This is a genomic window from Nostoc sp. (assembly GCF_036917675.1).
In the GTDB taxonomy this organism is placed as follows: domain Bacteria; phylum Cyanobacteriota; class Cyanobacteriia; order Cyanobacteriales; family Nostocaceae; genus Nostoc.
Genome location: NZ_JBALCT010000031.1, coordinates 62,807 through 81,775, shown reverse-complemented (window position 1 = coordinate 81,775; position 18,969 = coordinate 62,807). Strand labels below are relative to the sequence as shown.

Annotated in this window: 19 protein-coding genes and 1 pseudogene; 8 read left to right on the top strand and 12 right to left on the bottom strand. The window is 41.5% G+C overall.

What is annotated here, in order from left to right; all coding sequences use genetic code 11:
* Positions 1-33: 33 nt before the first annotated feature.
* The 4 genes and pseudogenes from V7K31_RS10770 to V7K31_RS10755 all read right to left on the bottom strand — a co-directional run bounded on the left by V7K31_RS10770 (position 34) and on the right by V7K31_RS10755 (position 4,661).
* On the bottom strand, positions 34-1,047 hold the full coding sequence (locus V7K31_RS10770; RefSeq protein ID WP_335094293.1) for a hypothetical protein: 1,014 nt from the start codon (positions 1,045-1,047) through the stop codon (positions 34-36).
* Positions 1,048-1,072: 25 nt separating this feature from the next.
* Positions 1,073-2,200, bottom strand: a complete 1,128-nt coding sequence (locus tag V7K31_RS10765) for a hypothetical protein (protein WP_335094292.1) — start codon at positions 2,198-2,200, stop codon at positions 1,073-1,075.
* A gap of 1,051 nt (positions 2,201-3,251) precedes the next feature.
* Positions 3,252-4,343 (bottom strand): phospho-N-acetylmuramoyl-pentapeptide-transferase, encoded by a 1,092-nt coding sequence (gene mraY, locus V7K31_RS10760; RefSeq protein WP_335094290.1) that lies wholly within the window; start codon positions 4,341-4,343, stop codon positions 3,252-3,254.
* An 80-nt stretch (positions 4,344-4,423) separates the two neighbouring features.
* Positions 4,424-4,661, bottom strand: a pseudogene (locus tag V7K31_RS10755) (DUF3134 domain-containing protein).
* Positions 4,662-4,905: 244 nt separating this feature from the next.
* On the opposite strand from V7K31_RS10755, the gene V7K31_RS10750 reads away from it, so the two are divergent.
* The 4 genes from V7K31_RS10750 to V7K31_RS10735 all read left to right on the top strand — a co-directional run bounded on the left by V7K31_RS10750 (position 4,906) and on the right by V7K31_RS10735 (position 7,631).
* Entirely contained in the window at positions 4,906-5,490 is a 585-nt protein-coding gene (locus V7K31_RS10750; RefSeq protein ID WP_335094288.1) for a PAP/fibrillin family protein, read from the top strand.
* A gap of 297 nt (positions 5,491-5,787) precedes the next feature.
* Positions 5,788-6,003: a photosystem I reaction center subunit IV gene (locus tag V7K31_RS10745; RefSeq protein WP_012410286.1), complete on the top strand. Its 216-nt coding sequence runs from the start codon at positions 5,788-5,790 to the stop codon at positions 6,001-6,003.
* Positions 6,004-6,430: 427 nt separating this feature from the next.
* On the top strand, positions 6,431-7,270 hold the full coding sequence (locus V7K31_RS10740) for a DNA-formamidopyrimidine glycosylase (protein ID WP_335094286.1): 840 nt from the start codon (positions 6,431-6,433) through the stop codon (positions 7,268-7,270).
* Positions 7,271-7,415: 145 nt separating this feature from the next.
* On the top strand, positions 7,416-7,631 hold the full coding sequence (locus V7K31_RS10735) for an NAD(P)H-quinone oxidoreductase subunit O (RefSeq protein ID WP_229550829.1): 216 nt from the start codon (positions 7,416-7,418) through the stop codon (positions 7,629-7,631).
* 419 nt (positions 7,632-8,050) lie between these two features.
* Here the strand turns inward: V7K31_RS10735 and V7K31_RS10730 are convergent, their stop codons facing one another.
* Complete coding sequence (locus V7K31_RS10730; RefSeq protein ID WP_335094284.1) at positions 8,051-8,383, bottom strand: translation initiation factor; 333 nt, start codon at positions 8,381-8,383, stop codon at positions 8,051-8,053.
* Between the two features lie 95 nt (positions 8,384-8,478).
* Complete coding sequence (locus tag V7K31_RS10725) at positions 8,479-8,976, bottom strand: hypothetical protein (protein ID WP_335094283.1); 498 nt, start codon at positions 8,974-8,976, stop codon at positions 8,479-8,481.
* Between the two features lie 338 nt (positions 8,977-9,314).
* On the opposite strand from V7K31_RS10725, the gene V7K31_RS10720 reads away from it, so the two are divergent.
* Genes V7K31_RS10720 through V7K31_RS10710 form a run of 3 tightly spaced genes read left to right on the top strand, consistent with a single transcriptional unit; the run spans position 9,315 to position 13,355 of the window.
* Entirely contained in the window at positions 9,315-9,992 is a 678-nt protein-coding gene (locus V7K31_RS10720) for a hypothetical protein (protein ID WP_335094282.1), read from the top strand.
* A 38-nt stretch (positions 9,993-10,030) separates the two neighbouring features.
* Complete coding sequence (locus tag V7K31_RS10715) at positions 10,031-11,947, top strand: hypothetical protein (RefSeq protein ID WP_335094280.1); 1,917 nt, start codon at positions 10,031-10,033, stop codon at positions 11,945-11,947.
* Between the two features lie 10 nt (positions 11,948-11,957).
* On the top strand, positions 11,958-13,355 hold the full coding sequence (locus V7K31_RS10710) for a DUF1802 family protein (RefSeq protein ID WP_335094279.1): 1,398 nt from the start codon (positions 11,958-11,960) through the stop codon (positions 13,353-13,355).
* 189 nt (positions 13,356-13,544) lie between these two features.
* Here V7K31_RS10710 and V7K31_RS10705 read toward each other — a convergent pair whose 3' ends face one another.
* The 5 genes from V7K31_RS10705 to V7K31_RS10685 form a co-directional block, all read right to left on the bottom strand.
* The gene (locus V7K31_RS10705) at positions 13,545-13,847 is read right to left on the bottom strand and encodes a type II toxin-antitoxin system RelE/ParE family toxin (RefSeq protein ID WP_335094278.1); all 303 of its coding nucleotides are present in this window, start codon (positions 13,845-13,847) and stop codon (positions 13,545-13,547) included.
* Entirely contained in the window at positions 13,844-14,110 is a 267-nt protein-coding gene (locus tag V7K31_RS10700) for a ribbon-helix-helix domain-containing protein (protein WP_335094276.1), read from the bottom strand. The genes V7K31_RS10705 and V7K31_RS10700 overlap by 4 nt, the downstream gene beginning before the upstream one ends.
* Positions 14,111-14,211: 101 nt before the next feature.
* Positions 14,212-14,574: an aspartyl protease gene (locus tag V7K31_RS10695; RefSeq protein ID WP_335094275.1), complete on the bottom strand. Its 363-nt coding sequence runs from the start codon at positions 14,572-14,574 to the stop codon at positions 14,212-14,214.
* Entirely contained in the window at positions 14,571-14,888 is a 318-nt protein-coding gene (locus V7K31_RS10690) for a hypothetical protein (RefSeq protein WP_335094273.1), read from the bottom strand. Before V7K31_RS10690 ends, V7K31_RS10695 begins: the two co-directional genes overlap by 4 nt.
* A 525-nt stretch (positions 14,889-15,413) precedes the next feature.
* On the bottom strand, positions 15,414-16,703 hold the full coding sequence (locus V7K31_RS10685) for a Glu/Leu/Phe/Val family dehydrogenase (protein ID WP_335094272.1): 1,290 nt from the start codon (positions 16,701-16,703) through the stop codon (positions 15,414-15,416).
* A 251-nt stretch (positions 16,704-16,954) separates the two neighbouring features.
* Here V7K31_RS10685 and V7K31_RS10680 point away from each other — a divergent pair, with 251 nt between their 5' ends.
* Entirely contained in the window at positions 16,955-17,452 is a 498-nt protein-coding gene (locus tag V7K31_RS10680) for a hypothetical protein (protein ID WP_335094271.1), read from the top strand.
* Between the two features lie 141 nt (positions 17,453-17,593).
* Here the strand turns inward: V7K31_RS10680 and V7K31_RS10675 are convergent, their stop codons facing one another.
* On the bottom strand, positions 17,594-18,739 hold the full coding sequence (locus tag V7K31_RS10675) for a SpoIID/LytB domain-containing protein (RefSeq protein WP_335094270.1): 1,146 nt from the start codon (positions 18,737-18,739) through the stop codon (positions 17,594-17,596).
* Positions 18,740-18,969 lie beyond the last annotated feature (230 nt).

Here is an 18,969-nt window from a genome sequence, read left to right as displayed (position 1 = left end):
CAGATTCTACCGCTCCCCTTATAATTGGAGCCTTTAATTCAGAGGCGCTCTGGTATTTCGCAATAACCCTCCAATATTGGTAAATTCAGGAGTATTATTCAAAGCTTTTAGGGAATTTGTATTAGCTTTGTCTACAATGGTATTGTAGGCATTAATTGCCTGATTGAGTTTAGTCAGATTGACATCGTTCTGGTTTGTTGCCAGACCGTTGAGGCTCAAAATTAAATCGGTTGTGGATAGAGGATCAGCCCCTGCTAACCCCAGCCTTATCGAAGTATTCGCAGCACTAGGATCAACTCCGGCTGCCAACACAAATGCTAGAATAATGTCTGCATTATTAGCCTTATCCCGTGGACCAACTATTTCAAAATTAAGTATTTCCCCATTAGATTTCTTGAATGTCACAACCTTTCTTACAGTTTCTATTGATGAACTATTAAGGGTTTGGGCTTGAAGAGGAAGTCTCGTTGTGTTACCACCAATTTCAACAGAAATAGAGCCTTTGACACGTATTGTACTAATTACAGTCCTTACATATCCAATGGCAGCCGCTAGAGTGGAAAAACTTTGTCTCTCACCATTACCTGTTAACAACGATCCCCCACCAGGAACTAGCGCTTGAATAGTATTCACAAATACAAAAACCCGACCAGGAACTGGCGCTTCAGTGCGATTCACAATTAGAGGAGCCACTGCCCCAACCAATGCTGCAAGTTGTTGTTGTGTGAAACCGCCAGTTTGTAAGGCGACAACAGCGTTTTGTGCAGATGTATTCAGAATTCTTTGAATATCTGGCGGCACAGTAATTTTAAATGTTCCAGCACTATTAGTCACTGTAATGTTGCCAAATTTGGTTATGCCACCATTTTTAAGAGTGACAGGCACTGAGAAAACGGTAAGACTTGAGGCACCAGAGTTATTACCACTGAGTGTACCAGCACCTGAATTACTGGAAGTCCTGGGTTTGGCTTGGTTTGGCAATTGCCAAGCACTCCAAAGCAGAGAACTCAGACTCAGAGCAAGGATTAGAGACTTGATTTTGATCATAGTGATTCTCTCAAGATAAAGGGATTTACTTGGGCAAGAAATTGAAACCATAGCTGACACTCAAAAGTACGGCACTACCACCATCAGTCCGATCCGTGAGGTCTAAACCTTCAAGTAGAATCGTCAGAGGAATAGTTTGCACAGGAACGAAAGAAACCCCAGCGTTTAAAGCTACTCCACTCCAAGATGCACCGATACCTATTTGAGGATAAACTTGCAAACCCACGCCTCCAAATATCCCAACTTCGTCATTTCCAGAACGGAAGTTACCGCCTCCCACTCCTACGGTAAGTGCCAATGGCATCTGATTTTGAAGACTGTTAGGTTGCAACAGGGAGACACTTGTAACTTCACCATAGACACTAGAATCAGCCACTCCTTCATTCCCATACTGGGCAAAGCTATTCCAGCCAACAGCAGCCGCAACTTGATTGGTAGTACCAGCATAGATAACACGGTGGGCTTTGAGATCGAAACTTCCATTATCACCAAAGTTTTTGATACTACCTTCGTTGAAGGCGACTTCTAAACCGATTAACTTCTGGCTATCTCCTAAACCAAAACCCGCACTTATACTCCCATCCAAACCACTATCGCCATTGCGCTCTCTGCGAGTTGCTCCTGATGCTTGCACGAAAAAGTCTCCCCAGTTAGCTCCGAAAGCACTGGGAATGCCAAAGCTGAGGCTAGGAATATAGGTTTGTTTACCACCTATGCCTCCGAACAAAGGCTTAATTTTTAGCCTTTGACGTAATTCACTATCATTTAATTGAGTCTCGGAGTCAGCAGAGGGAGTTTGAGCTTGCAATAGAATTTTATGATCACCTTGGTTTGGTGAGATCATAAGCATCTGTGCTGGACTGAGATTTGAAGAGTTTACTCTCGGAGAAACAATCGTTTTTTGGGTTTGAGTGTTGGCTAATTTAGTTAAAGATACATTCTGTTGTTTTTCAAAAATAATTTTCTGCTCTAAAAATGGAGTCTGTTGTTCTTGAAAAACAATATTATCTTCAGCAACTGCGGGATTGACTGAAATAGCCATTAATGTTGTGAAGGTAGTTACCAGACTTGCCCCTAAGATATAGCAAATATACTTAACAACAGTCAGTTGATAAATCTTGTTGCTGTTGGACTTTTTTTGTTTTTTATCCACTTAATCCTCCTCAAACCTAAATAACTCTGTGGTTAGACTTCTTGCATAAATCAAAAATTAAGAACCCCACCCGGCATTTGAGTAAAGCAAACGCTCCCCTCCCGAAGAGCTCTTAGGGGTTGGGGGTGGGGTGTTAGGGACTTTTGCAAGAGGTCTGTTCATCGAAATGTATACTAAATCTGGAATTTCATTTTCATGAGTTATCGTGGAATCGCCTTTGGGGCGTTTATAGTGCTATATTTCACACTTAAGTACTGACTACGTACTCAGTAAGTTTTGTATGGACTTACATCATATGAGCAGATATGTAATAGTGACAATAGTGACAAGATTAGTAAATCATAAAGTTTTTCTCAAGGGCGATGCCTTGGTTGGGCTGCGCCTACGCTAATTGGACTTGCAGTACAATTTAGTACTAAAAAATACTAGAGCTAAGGAATAAGAATTAAATAACATACAATTTATTTCCCTGGCTTACCTCACCCTCAATCCCTCTCCTTATAAAGGAGAGGGATCGTGAGATAGGATAAAGTTTTGCATTTTATTTAATCCACGTTCCTAACTTACGAGGTTCAACACCTGTAGAAACTTGAAAGCGAACCGTATTGGAAGTGGTAGAGCCTTAATTCATAATTCCTAGTCAACTGTCCCACCGACGAGCGGATGGGGCTTGTAACTAACCGAAAAGTTTCGGTCGAAACATAAGGGTAATTGACCGTACCCTGTCTCTCCGTCTGACTAGCAGTAGAGAGAAGAATTTGAATCCATTTCACTTTGTGAATATAGATTCAGCCTATTTCTACCGTCATGGACAAACCACTTTTTCTTCTTCTCCAACATACCGAGTTGCAGTCAAGAAATGTCATGTCTCAAATATGTATTCGTATTGTACCAGAGTCGCTGGCTCGCTTACATCCACAGACATTCAGGGATGGGGTTTTACGCTCGATCAATAAAAAAACAACCCCCTGAAGATGTGGGAGTTGTCATTTTGGATTCGAGCAGTTTTTTAAAGGATTCAGAATTGAGCGATGCCTGGGTTGGGCTACGCCTAAGCCAAACAGATAGCAGCCAATATCGCAGCGATGACATAAAATACTCCAACCACCTGTAATTCTGACCAGCCAGTTAGTTCTAAATGATGGTGTAAGGGTGCCATTTTGAAGAGGCGTTTGCCTTTGCCATCGGGGCCTTTAGTAGCTTTGTAATAACTTACCTGTGCCATCACCGAAAGAGTTTCTACGAAGAAGATACCACTGAGAATGAACAGCGCTACTAAGGTGTTTGTCAATAGCGCTACAGCAGCTAAAGCCCCTCCCAGTGCTAAAGATCCGGTATCTCCCATGAAAACGCGGGCTGGGTTACGATTATGGGCTAAGAAACCTAAGCAGCCACCACTTAAAGCAGCACAGAAAACCATCAATCCAGGTGCTGTAGGTGCGACTAGGGCGCCTAATGCCAAAAGTGCGATCGCTACTGTTCCTGCTGCCAAGCCATCAATACCATCTGTTAAATTAGTTGCATTACTTTCTGCAACTAGCACAAAACCTGCTAGAGGCCAGAATAAGAATCCCAAGGGTAATGTAAAACTTACCCAAGGCAAAGCAATATTTGTAATATTAGAAGGTTGATTAAACATCAGCCATACACAAAACACAGCCGCAAAACCCACCTGCAAAGCCAGTTTCGTTTGGGGAGATATACCTTTATTTGATTTCCGACGCAGAATTTGCCAATCGTCGAGCCAGCCAATCAATCCGTAGCTGATTGTCAATGCCGAAACTGCAAGCACATCTGTAGCAAAGTTAGATAATATACAGGCAATTATCACACCTACAGGTACAAAAAATATACCTCCCATTGTTGGGGTGCCTGCTTTTTTCAAATGGGCTTGGGGTCCATCTTCACGAATTATTTGTCCAGTTTTGAGTGCTTGAAGTAGGGGTATTACCCAATAGCCCACAACACCTGAACCCAGCGCACATAATAATAGTGGGAGGGTTAAGGAAATACTTTGCCAGGGTAGCCTATTGGCGATCGAATCCAAATAAAATGCTGTTGTACCAAGCCCGATGGCTAATAAAGAGGCTAGAGCGATTCCAGAAATATTTAATCCTTGCTCAGGAGATAATTTAGCGTCCACAGAAGTTTCCCTTCACTCCACACTTAATAAAACTGAATACCAGGAACTAGGGATACAACCAAGTCCCTAGCCTGAAAAGGCTAATCCTCAGCGATTCCTAGATCGTCATCATCATCAAGGTCGTAGCCAATTCCATCTTCTACACCCATTAAGGAGTCTATTCCTTCTGCGTCAGTTTGAAAATCCGGTTCTGTGAATGTCACGCGCGATGATCCGACTGTTGGTTTGCAACCAGTCCAACAAAGAGGACTCTAACTTTAGGGGGATGACATCGGCTCGTTGGTTACGGGGTTCTTCACGTAATGGAGAGTTCAACATATCGAGTGAGGACAAGAAAAGGTTTACGTAAGTTGACATTTAGAGTCTATCACTTGACATGGATTTATTTAGTTATCTTTTCAACCCTTCAGTTGATAAATCCGCATTCAGATAGAAATTTTTTTATTTAATAGACGTATGGCTGACGTCAAGGGATTATTAGTAATTTTTATGGCTCTACACATAGGCGATGAATATCTTGTTTATGCTGATGGAAAGTGAGTGATTTTTGAGGTGACAGGCGATGATGGGAAAAGCGGCTCTTATAGATGCGATCGCACTTACAAATCGCGGTCTATTGGCGACCCAAGTACAGAAACAGGCTATCTTAGCTGCGATCGCCAATTTGGAAGACTTTAATCCTACACCCCGTCCGGTGGAAGCTAGTAATTTGCTAGATGGCAATTGGCGATTACTATACACCACTAGCAAGGCTCTTTTAAACTTAGATCGTCTACCTTTGTACAAACTAGGTGAAATCTATCAGTGTATCCGGGTAGAAACTACTAGTGTTTACAACATAGCTGAGATTTATGGCTTACCTTATCTGGAAGGATTAGTTAGCGTTGCGGCTAAATTTGACCCAGTTTCAGATCGGCGTGTCCAAGTTAAATTTCAGCGTTCTATTATCGGCTTACAACGTTTAATAGAATACAATTCTCCGGTAACTTTTATCCAACAAATTGAAGCTGGTAGAAAATTTCCGGCGATTGATTTTCCCATAAACAGTGATAAACAGCAAGGCTGGTTAGATATCACTTATATAGATCACGATCTGCGGATCGGCAGAGGTAACGAGGGAAGTGTGTTTGTCTTAACTAAAACATAAACTTGTACAAAATGACCGTTTGCGAATGAAGGTACACTATAATGCGTGCCTTGTCAAGTAGGGTGTAATACCGTTTTAAATTTGGGGAGTGGGGGAGCAAGAATTTTAGATTTTAGATTTTGGATTTTAGATTGAAATTTAATCCAAAATTTAAAATCCAAAATCCAAAATTGAATTGCCCAATTCCCAATTCAGACAAATAACTTAACAAAGACTCTTGGTGCGACCTTCAGGTTGTAGAGTGAAATCAATTAGCCCTCTAGATTGGCGATTGATAACTATAAAGGGAAAATAATCATGGTTCAACGTGGTTCTAAAGTACGTATTCTCCGCCCTGAATCCTACTGGTTTCAGGATCTTGGAACTGTGGCTTCCATTGACCAAAGCGGCATCAAATACCCAGTAATTGTCCGCTTTGAAAAGGTAAATTACTCTGGTATCAATACCAACAACTTTGCCCAGGATGAATTAGTAGAGGTTGAAGCACCAAAGGCTAAACCTGCGAAAAAATAGCAGCAAAGCTACAAGGGGGTTGTTTGATGCGATGATGAAGGGAAACCTGAAGTCTGAAGTCTGAAGTCTGAAAATTTCAGTTCATTCATTCTTCGCCTTAGCCTACCCTAATCTTTGAGAAGCCGTCCTCCGGGTATTTACGGTTTCTTTTTGGTAGTACGGCAAGCCACCTACGTGTGTCTAACATACTACCTTATCAAACAGAATTCAGGAGTCAGGAGTCAGAATTCAGCAATGTTTTCTGACCGAAAGAGCGGATGAATAAATGGGTTTAAGACCCCCACTAAATCTATGATTTAGTGGTGCAACAATCGAGTGGCGGGTCCCAATCCCAAATCAATTGATTCTGACTCCTGAATTCTGGCTTCTGAATTCTTCTTCAATGACCCCCCCAAGTACATTAAAATTGCTTGCTTAATCAGTTTGAATGCCTGAACTGCCTGAAGTTGAAACAGTCCGAAGGGGTCTAAATCAATTGACCCTCAACCAAGAAATTACGGGTGGAGATGTGTTGCTCGATCGCACCATCGCCTACCCGTTTTCTGTCGGTGAATTTGTTGACGGAATTAAAAAGAATGCGATCGCTACCTGGCATCGTCGCGGTAAATATCTCCTCGCCGAACTCTCTTCCACAGGCTGGCTAGGGGTTCATCTGCGAATGACAGGTCAATTACTATGGCTGCATCAAGATGAACCATTACACAAGCACACGCGGGTTAGATTATTCTTTGGGGATCAGCAGGAATTACGCTTTGTTGATCAGCGTACCTTCGGTAAAATCTGGTGGGTTCCGCCTGGTGTTGCTGTAGAAAGTATTATGACTGGTTTGGCAAAACTGGCAGCAGACCCATTTTCACCCGAATTCACTGTCGAATATCTAGCTCTTAAACTTCAAAACCGTCGCCGTCCGATTAAAACTGCGCTACTGGATCAATCGGTAGTGGCAGGATTAGGTAACATTTATGCTGATGAAGCATTGTTTAAGAGTGGGATTTTACCTGAAACCTTGTGTATAGATTTGCAGCTAAAGCAAATTGAGCGTTTGCGAACAGCCATAATTCAAGTGTTAGAAACCAGCATTGAGGCTGGTGGCACTACTTTTAGTAATTTCCTAAATGTTAAAGGTACTAACGGCAACTATGGTGGTGTTGCCTGGGTTTATAACCGCGCTGGAGAACCTTGTCGAGTTTGTGGTACAGAAATTCAACGGATTAGGTTAGCTGGGCGATCTAGTCATTTTTGCTCCCAGTGTCAAACGCTAGGTTAACAGACGCGAGGAACATCGCGTCTGTACAGGAGTTCGGAGAGACGCGATGTTCCTCGCGTCTGTTAGGAGTTTAGAGTTTTTACTTCTAACTCGGAACTCTCTTAAAATGCAGATAAAAGAACTTACAAATTTGAGAGAGGAACTGATGGCAGTCAAAAAAGGAGATATGGTTCGCGCTGTGCGCGAGAAACTAGAAAACAGTCTGGAGGCAAAAGCCAGTGATACTCGCTTTCCTTCTTATTTGTTTGAAACCAAGGGCGAAATTGTAGATGTCAAAGGTGATTACGCTCTGATTAAGTTTGGGAAAGTGCCAACACCTAATATTTGGCTACGTGTGGATCAACTCGAAGAGTTTAAATAATAATCCCGCCCTGATTTTTCACCTCATCTGGAAAAGTCCAGGGAAAACCTAACCCTCTAACCGCCTTCCCGACGCGGGAAGCTACGGTGTACACACAAGTCTCTCTGGACGCAATTTACGGTTTATCAAATAGCCCAAAGAAACCTCACCCTGGTTTTGCTTGTGCAAAACCTGTCCCTCTCCTTGGTAAGGAGAGGGATGTCTGTCAGGACAGGGTGAGGTTCTTGTTTTGGGTAATTGGATGACTTGTGTGTACACCGTAGGACGCGGGAAGGTGGAAAATTAAAAATCTCTCTCCTTGTAGGAGAGAGATTTAGTTTTTTGTCAAGTTTAAGTTGATGGGTAAGCAAGTTCGTAGTTAGGATTTTAGTGCTTATTACAAACGCTCAAAACTAGCTTGACAAAGCATTAGTTTCGCGTTAACGGCGGGAATCCTGATCTGCGGGGTCGCCGTAGGGATCTTCGCTGGCTGGGCGGACGTTACCGAACTCCCCTTGGTCTGCGGGGTCGCCGTAAGGGTCTTCGCTAGCTGGGCGAGCGTTGCCGTAAGATGCGACATCTGCGGGGTCGCCGTAGGGGTCTTGACTGGCTGGGGTGACGTTGCCGTAAGATGCCGGATCTGCGGGATCACCGTAAGGGTCTTCGCTGGCTGGACGTACATTGCGATCGCGCAATTCGGCATCTTTGTCAGCTTGATCGCTGTCCGCTCCCAAAAGGAAATCTTTCGCCTTTCGCAAAAAGTCATCTACCATAATCTGTCTCCTGATTTAAGTTCGTGTTTCGGACGTGCGCGATCGGCGTTATCCTCCATGAAACCCGCTTTAGATTTACACACGCTTCACTGAATCTAGAGTGCTGGAGCTGCGGATGAAGTTATGCCAGTTAGATCGCGACCTGTGGTACTTCTGTTATAGCCTTGGAATTGCCGATACTGTTGCGCCTCAGATTCTGGTACTCGAATTCCTTCTGATGGTGGAGTTACCCAGTGAGCACGCTTTTCAGCATCGCGGTAGTATACACGCCCGTTTTTGGAAAGATAGTACTTACCTTGCGCTCCTTCTTTTGAAGCATTTTTATGCTGGTTGTAGACGTAGTAAAGTGCCGCAGCACCTGCCAAAAGTGCAACTTTTTGCCCTGTACCCAAGCCCTTCTTAGCTTCGGGTTGGTTTTGGTTTGTGCGATCGCTCACTGTTCTACCAGCACTATCATCAACAGGTGGTGGTGTTGAAGCGTTTCGGGAACCGCCTCCGCAGCTACTCAGCAAGGGTACCATTAGCAATGCTGAAAGCAGCACTGCAAATAGACGCGAAACTATTTTACGTTCTTTATATATTGTTGTGTTCATGGGATTTCGTCATCACCTGTATTTGCTAAAAGCCTTGCTGTTGCAAAAACAAAGTTGGAATTCCTGTTATTTCGCCTGGAATTGAAAAAACATATACCAACTCAATTTACAACAGCACAGCTACACTGTTTCACCATCATCATGATCGATTTTCTCAAGTATTCCATCCCGCCTTTGAGAGAACTGTATTCATCCCCAGGAAATATTTTGTGAATTTTTGATGAATCAATTTAGCTGAAACGCCGAAATATTCAGCAATTTCTCGGTTATTTTTTCGGAGTAAATAAATTAAAAAGATACAGTCGCCACAATAAAATTTGTCACAAAATACACTCAATATGACATCACAAAATACAGCCCAAACTATAACTCGTCTGCTTTTGGCTTTGTGGGATTTGGGAGGAACGCAGCAGGAAGTTAAGAAAGGTCAATTCACTAAGCGAATTGTATCCAAAAACCAGAAGGTAGCAGATTATCAGGGCATATTCGAGGAATTACAGAGCCAGGGTGCGATCGCAATCTCCAAAAAGGGATATTCTCTGACATCTGGCAAGGGTTTAGAGGTATTGGGTGAGGGTTTGAGAAGTGGCGATTTTAAGTTTGAAGGGACGATTGTCGGAACTTGGGCGGCGAATGCGTTGGTGAAGTGGATTAGTCAGATTGATGTTACGGTGGCTGGTGCAGATGTACTAGTTAATGGGAAAAGTGCGATCGCCGAGCTTTCCCAAGGAATCGCATCTTACGACGAGTTTAAATCTGTGACGTTGGAAGTCTACGACAAGCTGAACTATGAATACAACTTTAATAATCTGGTGCCAATTTATCGCATTAGGAGAGAAATAGGCGATCGGGTTAGTCGTACAGAGTTTAATGATTGGCTGCTGGAAACGCAAGCCGACGACATTTTGCAACTGCAAGGCGGGAGTGTAGAAGACAGCGCACCCGACAAAATTGAAGATTCGGTAGCTACAGAATTAGATGGATTACGCTGCTACGCCACACGCCTGAAACCTTAAACATTATTTGACTCTTCACACATTAACTTCACAACGCTATGACTGTCACCACATCTACCATTGATGATCTGATTAAAAATCAAAATCCATTTGCAGGGCATATTGTCGTCAGACCGCAACAAATCTGGGGTAAAAGTTTTCCTGATGTTCCCTCGATTAATGCTCATGCGTCCAATGCAGTTTTTGATGCTGTTGAAAAAGTTCGTAAAGGAAAACGTGAAACTGTAGGTATCACAATTACAGCAGAAAAAGGATTAGGTAAAAGCCATATTATTAGTCGGATTCGCCACCGTCTACAGACAGAAGATGGTAGCTTATTTGTTTACATGAGTAAGTATGATAACTTGAATCAAATTAAGTCTCAATTTCTGCAAAGTGTCGCCTCTAGTCTTAGAGCTTTTGGTAGTCAAGAAGTAATGCAATGGCAGGAAATTGCAGCAGCTTTAATTAACGAAGCAAAGCAATGGAACTATACGCCACGACAGTATATTAATATGTATCCAGGTTGGTTAAGCAAACACTCAACTAAGGCGATAGTTAATTTGACAGAAAGTGTTCTGAAAGTCAAGCCTGAAATAACCAACCCTTACATAGTAAAAGCAATTTTATGGACACTTTCGCCAGTCCATATTAATTATGCAAGTTATTGGTTATCTGGTTTGGAATTAGCACAATCACAAGCTGAAGAAATGGGGTTGCCAAATCCTAAAAGCGAGGATAAAGAAGCTGAAGCATTAAGCACTGTTCGTCAAATTCTAGATATCACTAGCTATTATAGAGTCCCAGTTATTTGTTTTGACGAATTAGATATTGCAGATGCTGCTGATAATGGATTTTTAGCAGCACAAGTTATTGCAAACTTAGTTAAGGATTTATATAACAGTCTCAAACAAGGTGTTTTAGTATTAGCAATGTATCCTCGTACCTGGGAAGACCAAATCAAGGCTTTACCAGAAGTTGAAGCAGTTATAGACAGATTAGTGAGTGATCAAACTGACAGACAGCCTATAAAATTAAGCTTTCTCAATTCTGATGATATCGTTGCTTTAGTGAGTCAATGGTTACAAGATTTTTATAAGGAACATCAACAAATCCCGCCTCATCCTCTTTACCCATTTGATGAAACTAAACTCAGAGAACTTGGTAAGAGTAGACCTACAGTTAGGTCAGTTCTGAAATGGTGTGCAGAGAATTTTGTACCTAACGAGCCTATTATTGATGATCCGACAAATTCAAAAAAAAGCACTACAAATACTACAAGCGCATGGACATCTACAACAATCCATCCAGTTAAAGCATACTTCGATAATGAGTTAGCAAATGTTGAGGCTTCCATTGATTCATTAATGGAAGAAGAAGCAACAATTACAGATGCTCTTTTGCTTGCTTTCAATAATTTAATAGGTAAAACTTTAGAGGGAGTAACAATCGAATCAATTGAAGAAGTAGAGCCTAGTGCAGAAAATAATGGCTTTATGGATTTCAAAATTATCGGCAATAAAAGAAAAGTGAGGATTGGAGTAGATGTAGTTCAACAAGACTACACGGTTATAGGTGCTGCCTTGGGACGACTAATTGATTACAGAAAATTTGATTTAACTCGCGGTTGCTTGGTACGTTCAAAGATAATTAGTCAAAATGCAAAATTAGCTAGAAAGCATTTGAGAATCCTGTTGGAAAAAAAGGGTGGAGAGTGGGTAAGCTTGCAAAGCCAAGACATCAAACCTCTGTTGGCGATATTATTCGTTTACTATAATCGTGAAAGTTCCAAACTGACAGAAGAACAGATTTGTGAATTTATTGAACAGAAAAAACTAGCAATGAATAATCCTTTAATTCGGGAAATACTCAGCGATCCGTCGGGGCAAGAACCTACTAATTTAACTGATGATGGATTACCTATTAGTATTCCTAAGCCTATTCCTAATGCTGATAATATCGACCTAAATCTATAGCTAACTAGAAATGAATCAGCAGTTTTCAATTCCAACAGCGCTGTGTCTATGCGTCTCTGATATTGAAGCCTTAATACAGGGGCGAACAATTGCAGCTTTACCCAGGATGTTTATTCGTCCTGGGCAAAGATTTGCACTTTATCCTACTGATTCTTCAGCTTCAATAAAAGTTTGGGCTAAATGTGAACTTTGCCAAATTTTAGACGAGACTAAGCCATTAGAGATTTTGTCTAAATTAACAATATGGACACCAAAAGTATTAAAAGAGATACTACGACAACAACAGTATATTTTCTTGGCTTACTTGCGTGTCTATCAGTTACCTCAGTTACAAGAAATATCAGTCAATCCCAACATTCAGGAAAAGCTAGGAAAATTTGTTAGTTTACCTAATTCTCTAACGGTTTCTGAAGAAAAGCCAGTATTAAACGATCGCACCTTCACCCAACGCAAGCATCAACTAGAAAAACTAGAACCCGCGCTGCATCCTGAATTGGAAGAATTGCAGAGTGCGATCGCATCCCTAAGCATTAGCCAACCAGCAGCGAAACAATTAGACGACGATATCAAAGTATTTTTGGGTTGGAGTAGTGACAAGCTAATTAAGCAACCCGATCCAAATTTAGCTTGGATAAATGATATTGCAAAATTGGGCGATCGCAGCATCGAACAAGATGAGAAAAAAACCAACTACCAAGCTGGTACAGATTTTGAAAACATCGCACGTAAAAGTCTGGAGTTTTTAGGCTTTAAAGTTGAAAGTGCTTTCAAAGGTGGTGCTGGAGGCTTAGATTTATATTGTTCAAAACCTTACCCTATTGTTTGCGAGTGTAAGGCGGGTAAGCTGATTCCGAGTGGTACTGTTGAGGAATTACTCAAACTTGGTGGAATGCACTTAGGTAAAACTCAACTATTAACTTCAGTTAAGTTAGTAATTGGCCCTGGTAATCCATCTATAGATATGCTAAAAGCCGCTAAAGAATGGGAAGTAACTATTATTAATGCTATGACTTTACAAAAGCTAGTTGAATTCCAAGCAAAATATCCAGGTGCTATTAACTTGGTCGAATTACAGCAATATCTACAACCTGGGCAAATTGACTATAAAATTGATGAATATATTGATAAATCTGAGAGAGAGATTAAATTGCGATCGCAGATTATCATAGTAGTCAAAGAACTCTCTGAACAAGATAACCAAAGTTCAAAAGTTACACATCAGAGTTTCACAGTTACAGAAACTCGTGTTCATTATAATGCCACTCATAACCACAGGCTAAATGATGAAGCAGTTCACGATTTGCTGATAGAACTTTCTTCACCATTAACAGGCTATTTAGGACGAATAAAAGGTAGTAATTGGAATAGCGATCGCTTTTACTTTCTCCGCGATTTACCTATTAACTAAAAATAGTGCAATATATCTCTTTTCTTACCTTCGCGCTCTTCGCGCTCTTTGCGTCCTTTGCGGTTCGTTTAAAAATAACTGAAGTACATAGGCGTAGCTAGCCCTAGACATCGCTTTTACTTTCTGAGTGATTGATCAATGAACCTAAAATAAGCTAGGAGATAATTAGAAGTAAACTAAAACACCAACTTACTCATCTGATTCTGCAAATAAAGATTCCAAATATTGATAACCACTAACTACACGGACAATTTCAATTCCACTATTTATAACTCGATAAAGAATAATGTAATTATCCAAAGGAACACCGCGTAAATCAGGTTTAATATTTCCGTAGCTGCGTCCCATATTAGGGAAATTAGCTAAATATTTACACTTCTTATCAAACTTTTCAACAAAATACTCCCCAGCATCAATATTTATCCTGACAAAATAATCAATAATTTCTGATAAATCCTGACTGGCTTTTGGAGAGATAATATGTTGCTTCATCCTTGTAATTCTCTTGCTTGACGCAGTTTTTCTCGCAATTGTTCAACTACAACTTTCCCATCAATACCTTCCCCTTTATCCAGTTGCTCAATAGCAACCTCAACTTTTTCGCGTGTTTCTTCAACCCACTGCTGATAACCTTTTTCCCACTCTAATAGAAGCTTTAATGCTTTACTAATCACTTCTTCGGGATTCGCATATCTACCTGTAGCAATTTGCGCTTGGATAATTTGCTCTAGTTCAGGTTTAATTTGGATATTCATGATTTATATTCCAGTTTATTGACACCTTTAACCTGATTGTAACAACATTTAAAGTCAGATAATTTGAAAAGCATAAGCGTAGCCCGTCGTAGGCATCGCAGTTATCCCAAAGTTAATATATCAGCCTGATAATTAACTACTAACAGCAGAATTTTTAGCCATTCTGAACCTAACAATACTTCCGTGATTTCATTGCCCACATAAACATTAATTTCATACTCTTGTTTGTTTAATATCACCGTACATAAATAAATATCAAATCTTGATTCTCCCTTAGCAGTTTGCAAAGGTTCCTCACCGATGTAAGCCCAATCAAGACACTCTAAATCTTGTTTATTAATAGCCATAAAGCCTGTGAAACCAGTATCTAACATGGCATCTACAGGCAAATTTAATCCATCAGATGTAATCAAATCAATTTCAAAAAAGAGTTGCCCGTTATCCCCAAAGTTACCCTCAATCATATTGTGCCAGTTGTTCCCGTCTCATTTAGGCAGAATACACAATGTCTACCATTTGGGTATTTTTCAAGGGATTTTTTATGAGCTTGCATTTTATCCACATCAATTAAATAATCACCACTATCTGGCTCCACTGCAATATACCAGCCATAATGTTCGTTAATCAAATCGGGACGCACACGCTCAAAAATTGCCCGACAACGCCGATAAAATACTTCATCTTCAGCTTTGCGTCTAGCAAGTTCTTCTGGTGATAAAGTGCGTTCTGGAAAGATTCTACCCCGACGTGCAGGTTGTTTTGCAGTTGATTCAGTCATAGTAATTACCCCAATTTTTTAATGCTGCCTTAACTTTATTTTACAGGAAGATAAAGGCGAGCGCTTTTACTTTCTCCGTGATTTAACTATTAACTAAAGATAGTACAATCTATCTCACATTCCGCAGTTAGATTAGTAGCATAATTAAACTATATTAAAAGAAAACCCAAATTAATTATCCACACGCTTAAATATTAAGTAGGTAGGCGTAATTAAATATAAGATCAAACCTCACCCTCAATCCCTCTCCTTATTAAGGAGAGGGAAGCCGGAGGCAGGGTGAGGTTTTATATTTAATTTGATCCACTTACTTATTGAAAAGATATAGCAAACTTTGATATCAATATACGTCTCACAAAATGAAGTGCGGAATGTGGGATAAAATTCATGTGTTGTAAAGATTTTTGGAAATGGTATGAGTTTTGATGTCGCAGCGATCGCTAAGTTATTGTAGGGGCACAATATAATATTGCACCCCTACGCATCTGGTCTATTTAATTAAAAACCACTGCATGTTCCTAAATCTTAAGGATAAAGACCTCTGTCAGTCAGTGCCTGAGCCACTCTACCTACCCCGAGTGTGTAAGCTGCTAACCTTAAAGAAATTTGCCGTACTTTCGACTGGTGAATCACTCGATGGTAAGCATTCACCATCAAATGTTCCATTTCTCTGTTAACGCGTTCCTCATCCCAAAATACGTAAGAAAGACCCTGCACCCACTCTAAATAACTCACCACTACACCACCAGCATTGGCCAAGATGTCCGGTAGCACTGTCACACCCCGCGCCTCTAACGCCAAGTTAGCCTCAAGAGTAACCGGCCCATTAGCTGCTTCTGCGACAATTTGCGCCTGCACCTGATTCACATTTTCTTCAGTAATCTGGTTTTCTAAAGCTGCTGGTATTAAGACATCGCAGGCTAAAGTTAATAAATCTGCATTGCTAATTGGTACAGATTCCGGGAAACCCATAATACTCTTGCGATTTTCAGCAGCGTAGACTTTCAACTTAGGAATATCAAGACCAACGTCGGAAAATACTCCTCCAGCACCAGTTGAAACAGCGATGATTTTCGCACCTGCTTCATATAGTAATTCTGCAGCGGCACTACCAACGTTACCGAAACCCTGAATCGCTACTCGCACTCCTACCAAGGATTTACTTTGCTCTGCTAACGCCTCACGCACAATAATCATCACACCACGTCCAGTTGCCATTTCTCGTCCTAGAGAACCACCAATAGAAAGGGGCTTCCCAGTTACAACTCCTGGTACAGCATGACCGACATTTACAGAGTAAGTGTCCATCATCCAAGCCATCTCACGGGCAGAAGTACCCATATCCGGTGCAGGAATATCTACAGCAGGTCCAATATCTTTAATCAACTCGCTGATATAACGGCGGCTGATTCGCTCTAATTCGCCAACACTATAGCGTTTTGGATCTATAGCAATGCCACCCTTACCACCACCGTAAGGAATTCCTAACAATGCACATTTCCAAGTCATCAGCATTGCTAGAGCGGATACTTCCCGCAGTGTCACAGCTGGATGGTAACGAATTCCACCCTTGTAGGGGCCTAAGACATCCGAGTGCTGTACCCGATGTCCAGCGAGAACTTGAATTTCCCCATCATCTAGTTTTACCGGAATGGAAACCGTGACAACTTTACGCGGGTGGCTGAGGATTTCTAGCAAACCCTGATTTAAATTTAATTCTTTAGCTGCTGCTTCTAAGTAGCTACAGGCTTGGTCAAATGGGCATATATGCGCTGGCGAAGCGGGCTCTGGCAGCAACAGTGATTTTGAAATCATAAAATTTTCTCCTAATCACGGTATCTTTACGAACTGGATATTATCTATACTTAGCTTATCCTTTTTTTTAGGAAAAACAAGAATTTTGTAGTTTTTGTTACAGTTTTATTTTTGATATCCTGCTAAGGATACAAAGCAGTATGCGGATTAATGGACTTTTGGAAGTTCTTTACCGTTAGCAAGCTGTTCTAGATTTAACTTGCATAATTAAGGCGCTCATGTTGCCATTGGTGTCAAGTTAAGAAAAATGGATGGCTGTCAAGAGTGGACAAATCAATGGTAAAAGTCAACACAAGGGTGTTGAAAAAGCCATGAGTAAACCACGGAAAAAACAAGGTAATCCAGATTTTCGCCATCGAGTCAGCGTACCGGCTCCAGGCAGTAAAGAGATAGAATCACGCCTGTTTGAACTAATCAGCTTAGGTATATTTACTAACCTCAAAGGGGTAAAAGACAAAGAACAGAGCTTGCGTTCACGAGTACTGACCTTACCAGTCATGGCAGCAATAGTGTTGAGTCTAGTGTATCGACAAGTACAACATCTCACGGATGTATTGCGATCGCTATCAAGCGTCAGCAGCGCAGTCTTGGGGGTTTCCACGCCAGCTGCTTCTCCCTTTGGGAGAACTACGGTGTATACACAAGTTATCCGATTACCCAAAAGTCCTCTAAAATCTCAAAGAGTCCTATCTTTAATCCCTCTCCTTAATAAGGAGAGGGACAGACTTTACGTAGTAAAATCAGGGTGAGGTATCTCAGGGGCTATGAGACTTAACCGGAAATTGCGTTCAGAAAGACTTGTGTGTACACTGTACTTGAAAATGTATTTAATGCGTCAATTTTGAATTTTGAATTGTTAATCTGTATTCTTCTTAAAATACAGTACTGGACTACTTCGGCTGAATTGGTGTTAGGGCTACACCTTGATAATAATGTCCCAAAATTTGCAGGTGGTTTACTCCTTGGCGAGCCAGATTATACGCCCCCCACTGACTCATGCCTAAAGCATGACCAAAGCCAAGTCCTTGCAGTACAAAACTACCATCGGCTCCCTTGGTGACAGTAAAGCGGGTACTTTTTAACTTCAGGGCTGTCCGCACTTCCTCGCCCTGTAGCACCTTGGTACCCCTGTTGCCGACAATTTTCAAGACTTTAACACTGCGGAAAGGCGAGTATGTCTCTGGAATCATATCCTTGACATTGCCCACCTCAGGAAATTTAGCGCTAATTTCAGTAGGTGAGAAGGTTTTGACCCAATTACACTCCCTGATATTTTGATCGTAGTCTTGAACAGCACGTAGGTAAGGCTCGTTGCTTCCCCAAACATCTTCCACGTTTTCAGTGTGTCCTCCAGAACAAGCGTGAAAGACTGAGAGAATAATCTGGTTTTTGTAAGTTAGTACCTGCCCTAGTGTGGAATCCACTGCGGCGTAAGTAGAAGGAGCTTCACTGATTACACCTTTGTAAATTTGCCAACGATCGGGGGTATTGCCTAAATCGTAAACGGGATTATTCCGTTGTTTTTCACGTTCGTAGAGGGCATAGGTGCGGGCTGCGATCGCTTGGGCTTTTAAAGCTTCTTGAGGCCAACTAGCATCCATTTCACCACCAAGAACGCTGTAGAGATACTCTTGATCATCAACCCAGTTAACAGCAGTTAAGCCTTTGTCTGTGGGGACAACCAGAGTTCTGCCCCGATACCAGCGATCGCCAATATAAACGAATCCTTTACCAGTTGGCTCAATCCAAAATAAACCAGACTGCCACTTATCCAAAGCAACTCCGCCCGGAACGGCTTGGGCATAATATGCACTCATGGCTGGTAACTGTCCGAGAGTTCGTCCGGTACTATCCTTGACAATCCCAGTGGTGGAACTGCCCACTTTTACCTGATTAACACCCCTTTCAATTGCCACGCGCAGGATTACAGACCCTTGGGCTGGTGCAACCAAAACTATCCAGAAAAGGATACTTACCCACCAATGACGTACTTTAATCTGGGAAAATAAAGAGCCTAAATAAAGTTGGAATTTCATGCTGATCATCTAATCACACTAGTATCTAATTGACGCTCTGAACTATGGCGTCTATTACTTTAAGATGAGACACTTCTCCAACGCAGGAGGTTGCCACCTCCTACTTATTATGCATTTTGCTTGAGCTATAAGGTAGAAATCAGCTGAAGGAGGCAGGAGCCAGGGGAAGAATTCCTTTCCAATGCCCCATGCCCCATGCCCCATGCCCCATGCCCAATCCCCAATGCCCC

Bases quoted from the DNA above. Each gene is read 5' to 3' on its own strand.
- V7K31_RS10730 (WP_335094284.1), bottom strand. From the start codon at position 8,383: ATGGTAGATGACTTTTTGCGAAAGGCGAAAGATTTCCTTTTGGGAGCG.
- V7K31_RS10690 (WP_335094273.1), bottom strand. From the start codon at position 14,888: ATGACTGAATCAACTGCAAAACAACCTGCACGTCGGGGTAGAATCTTT.
- V7K31_RS10735 (WP_229550829.1), top strand. From the start codon at position 7,416: ATGGCAGTCAAAAAAGGAGATATGGTTCGCGCTGTGCGCGAGAAACTA.
- V7K31_RS10680 (WP_335094271.1), top strand. From the start codon at position 16,955: ATGGCTGTCAAGAGTGGACAAATCAATGGTAAAAGTCAACACAAGGGT.
- V7K31_RS10725 (WP_335094283.1), bottom strand. From the start codon at position 8,976: ATGAACACAACAATATATAAAGAACGTAAAATAGTTTCGCGTCTATTT.
- V7K31_RS10710 (WP_335094279.1), top strand. From the start codon at position 11,958: ATGAATCAGCAGTTTTCAATTCCAACAGCGCTGTGTCTATGCGTCTCT.
- V7K31_RS10770 (WP_335094293.1), bottom strand. From the start codon at position 1,047: ATGATCAAAATCAAGTCTCTAATCCTTGCTCTGAGTCTGAGTTCTCTG.
- V7K31_RS10750 (WP_335094288.1), top strand. From the start codon at position 4,906: ATGATGGGAAAAGCGGCTCTTATAGATGCGATCGCACTTACAAATCGC.
- V7K31_RS10675 (WP_335094270.1), bottom strand. From the start codon at position 18,739: ATGAAATTCCAACTTTATTTAGGCTCTTTATTTTCCCAGATTAAAGTA.
- V7K31_RS10705 (WP_335094278.1), bottom strand. From the start codon at position 13,847: ATGAAGCAACATATTATCTCTCCAAAAGCCAGTCAGGATTTATCAGAA.
- V7K31_RS10740 (WP_335094286.1), top strand. From the start codon at position 6,431: ATGCCTGAACTGCCTGAAGTTGAAACAGTCCGAAGGGGTCTAAATCAA.
- V7K31_RS10745 (WP_012410286.1), top strand. From the start codon at position 5,788: ATGGTTCAACGTGGTTCTAAAGTACGTATTCTCCGCCCTGAATCCTAC.
- V7K31_RS10685 (WP_335094272.1), bottom strand. From the start codon at position 16,703: ATGATTTCAAAATCACTGTTGCTGCCAGAGCCCGCTTCGCCAGCGCAT.
- V7K31_RS10720 (WP_335094282.1), top strand. From the start codon at position 9,315: ATGACATCACAAAATACAGCCCAAACTATAACTCGTCTGCTTTTGGCT.
- V7K31_RS10700 (WP_335094276.1), bottom strand. From the start codon at position 14,110: ATGAATATCCAAATTAAACCTGAACTAGAGCAAATTATCCAAGCGCAA.
- V7K31_RS10715 (WP_335094280.1), top strand. From the start codon at position 10,031: ATGACTGTCACCACATCTACCATTGATGATCTGATTAAAAATCAAAAT.
- V7K31_RS10695 (WP_335094275.1), bottom strand. From the start codon at position 14,574: ATGATTGAGGGTAACTTTGGGGATAACGGGCAACTCTTTTTTGAAATT.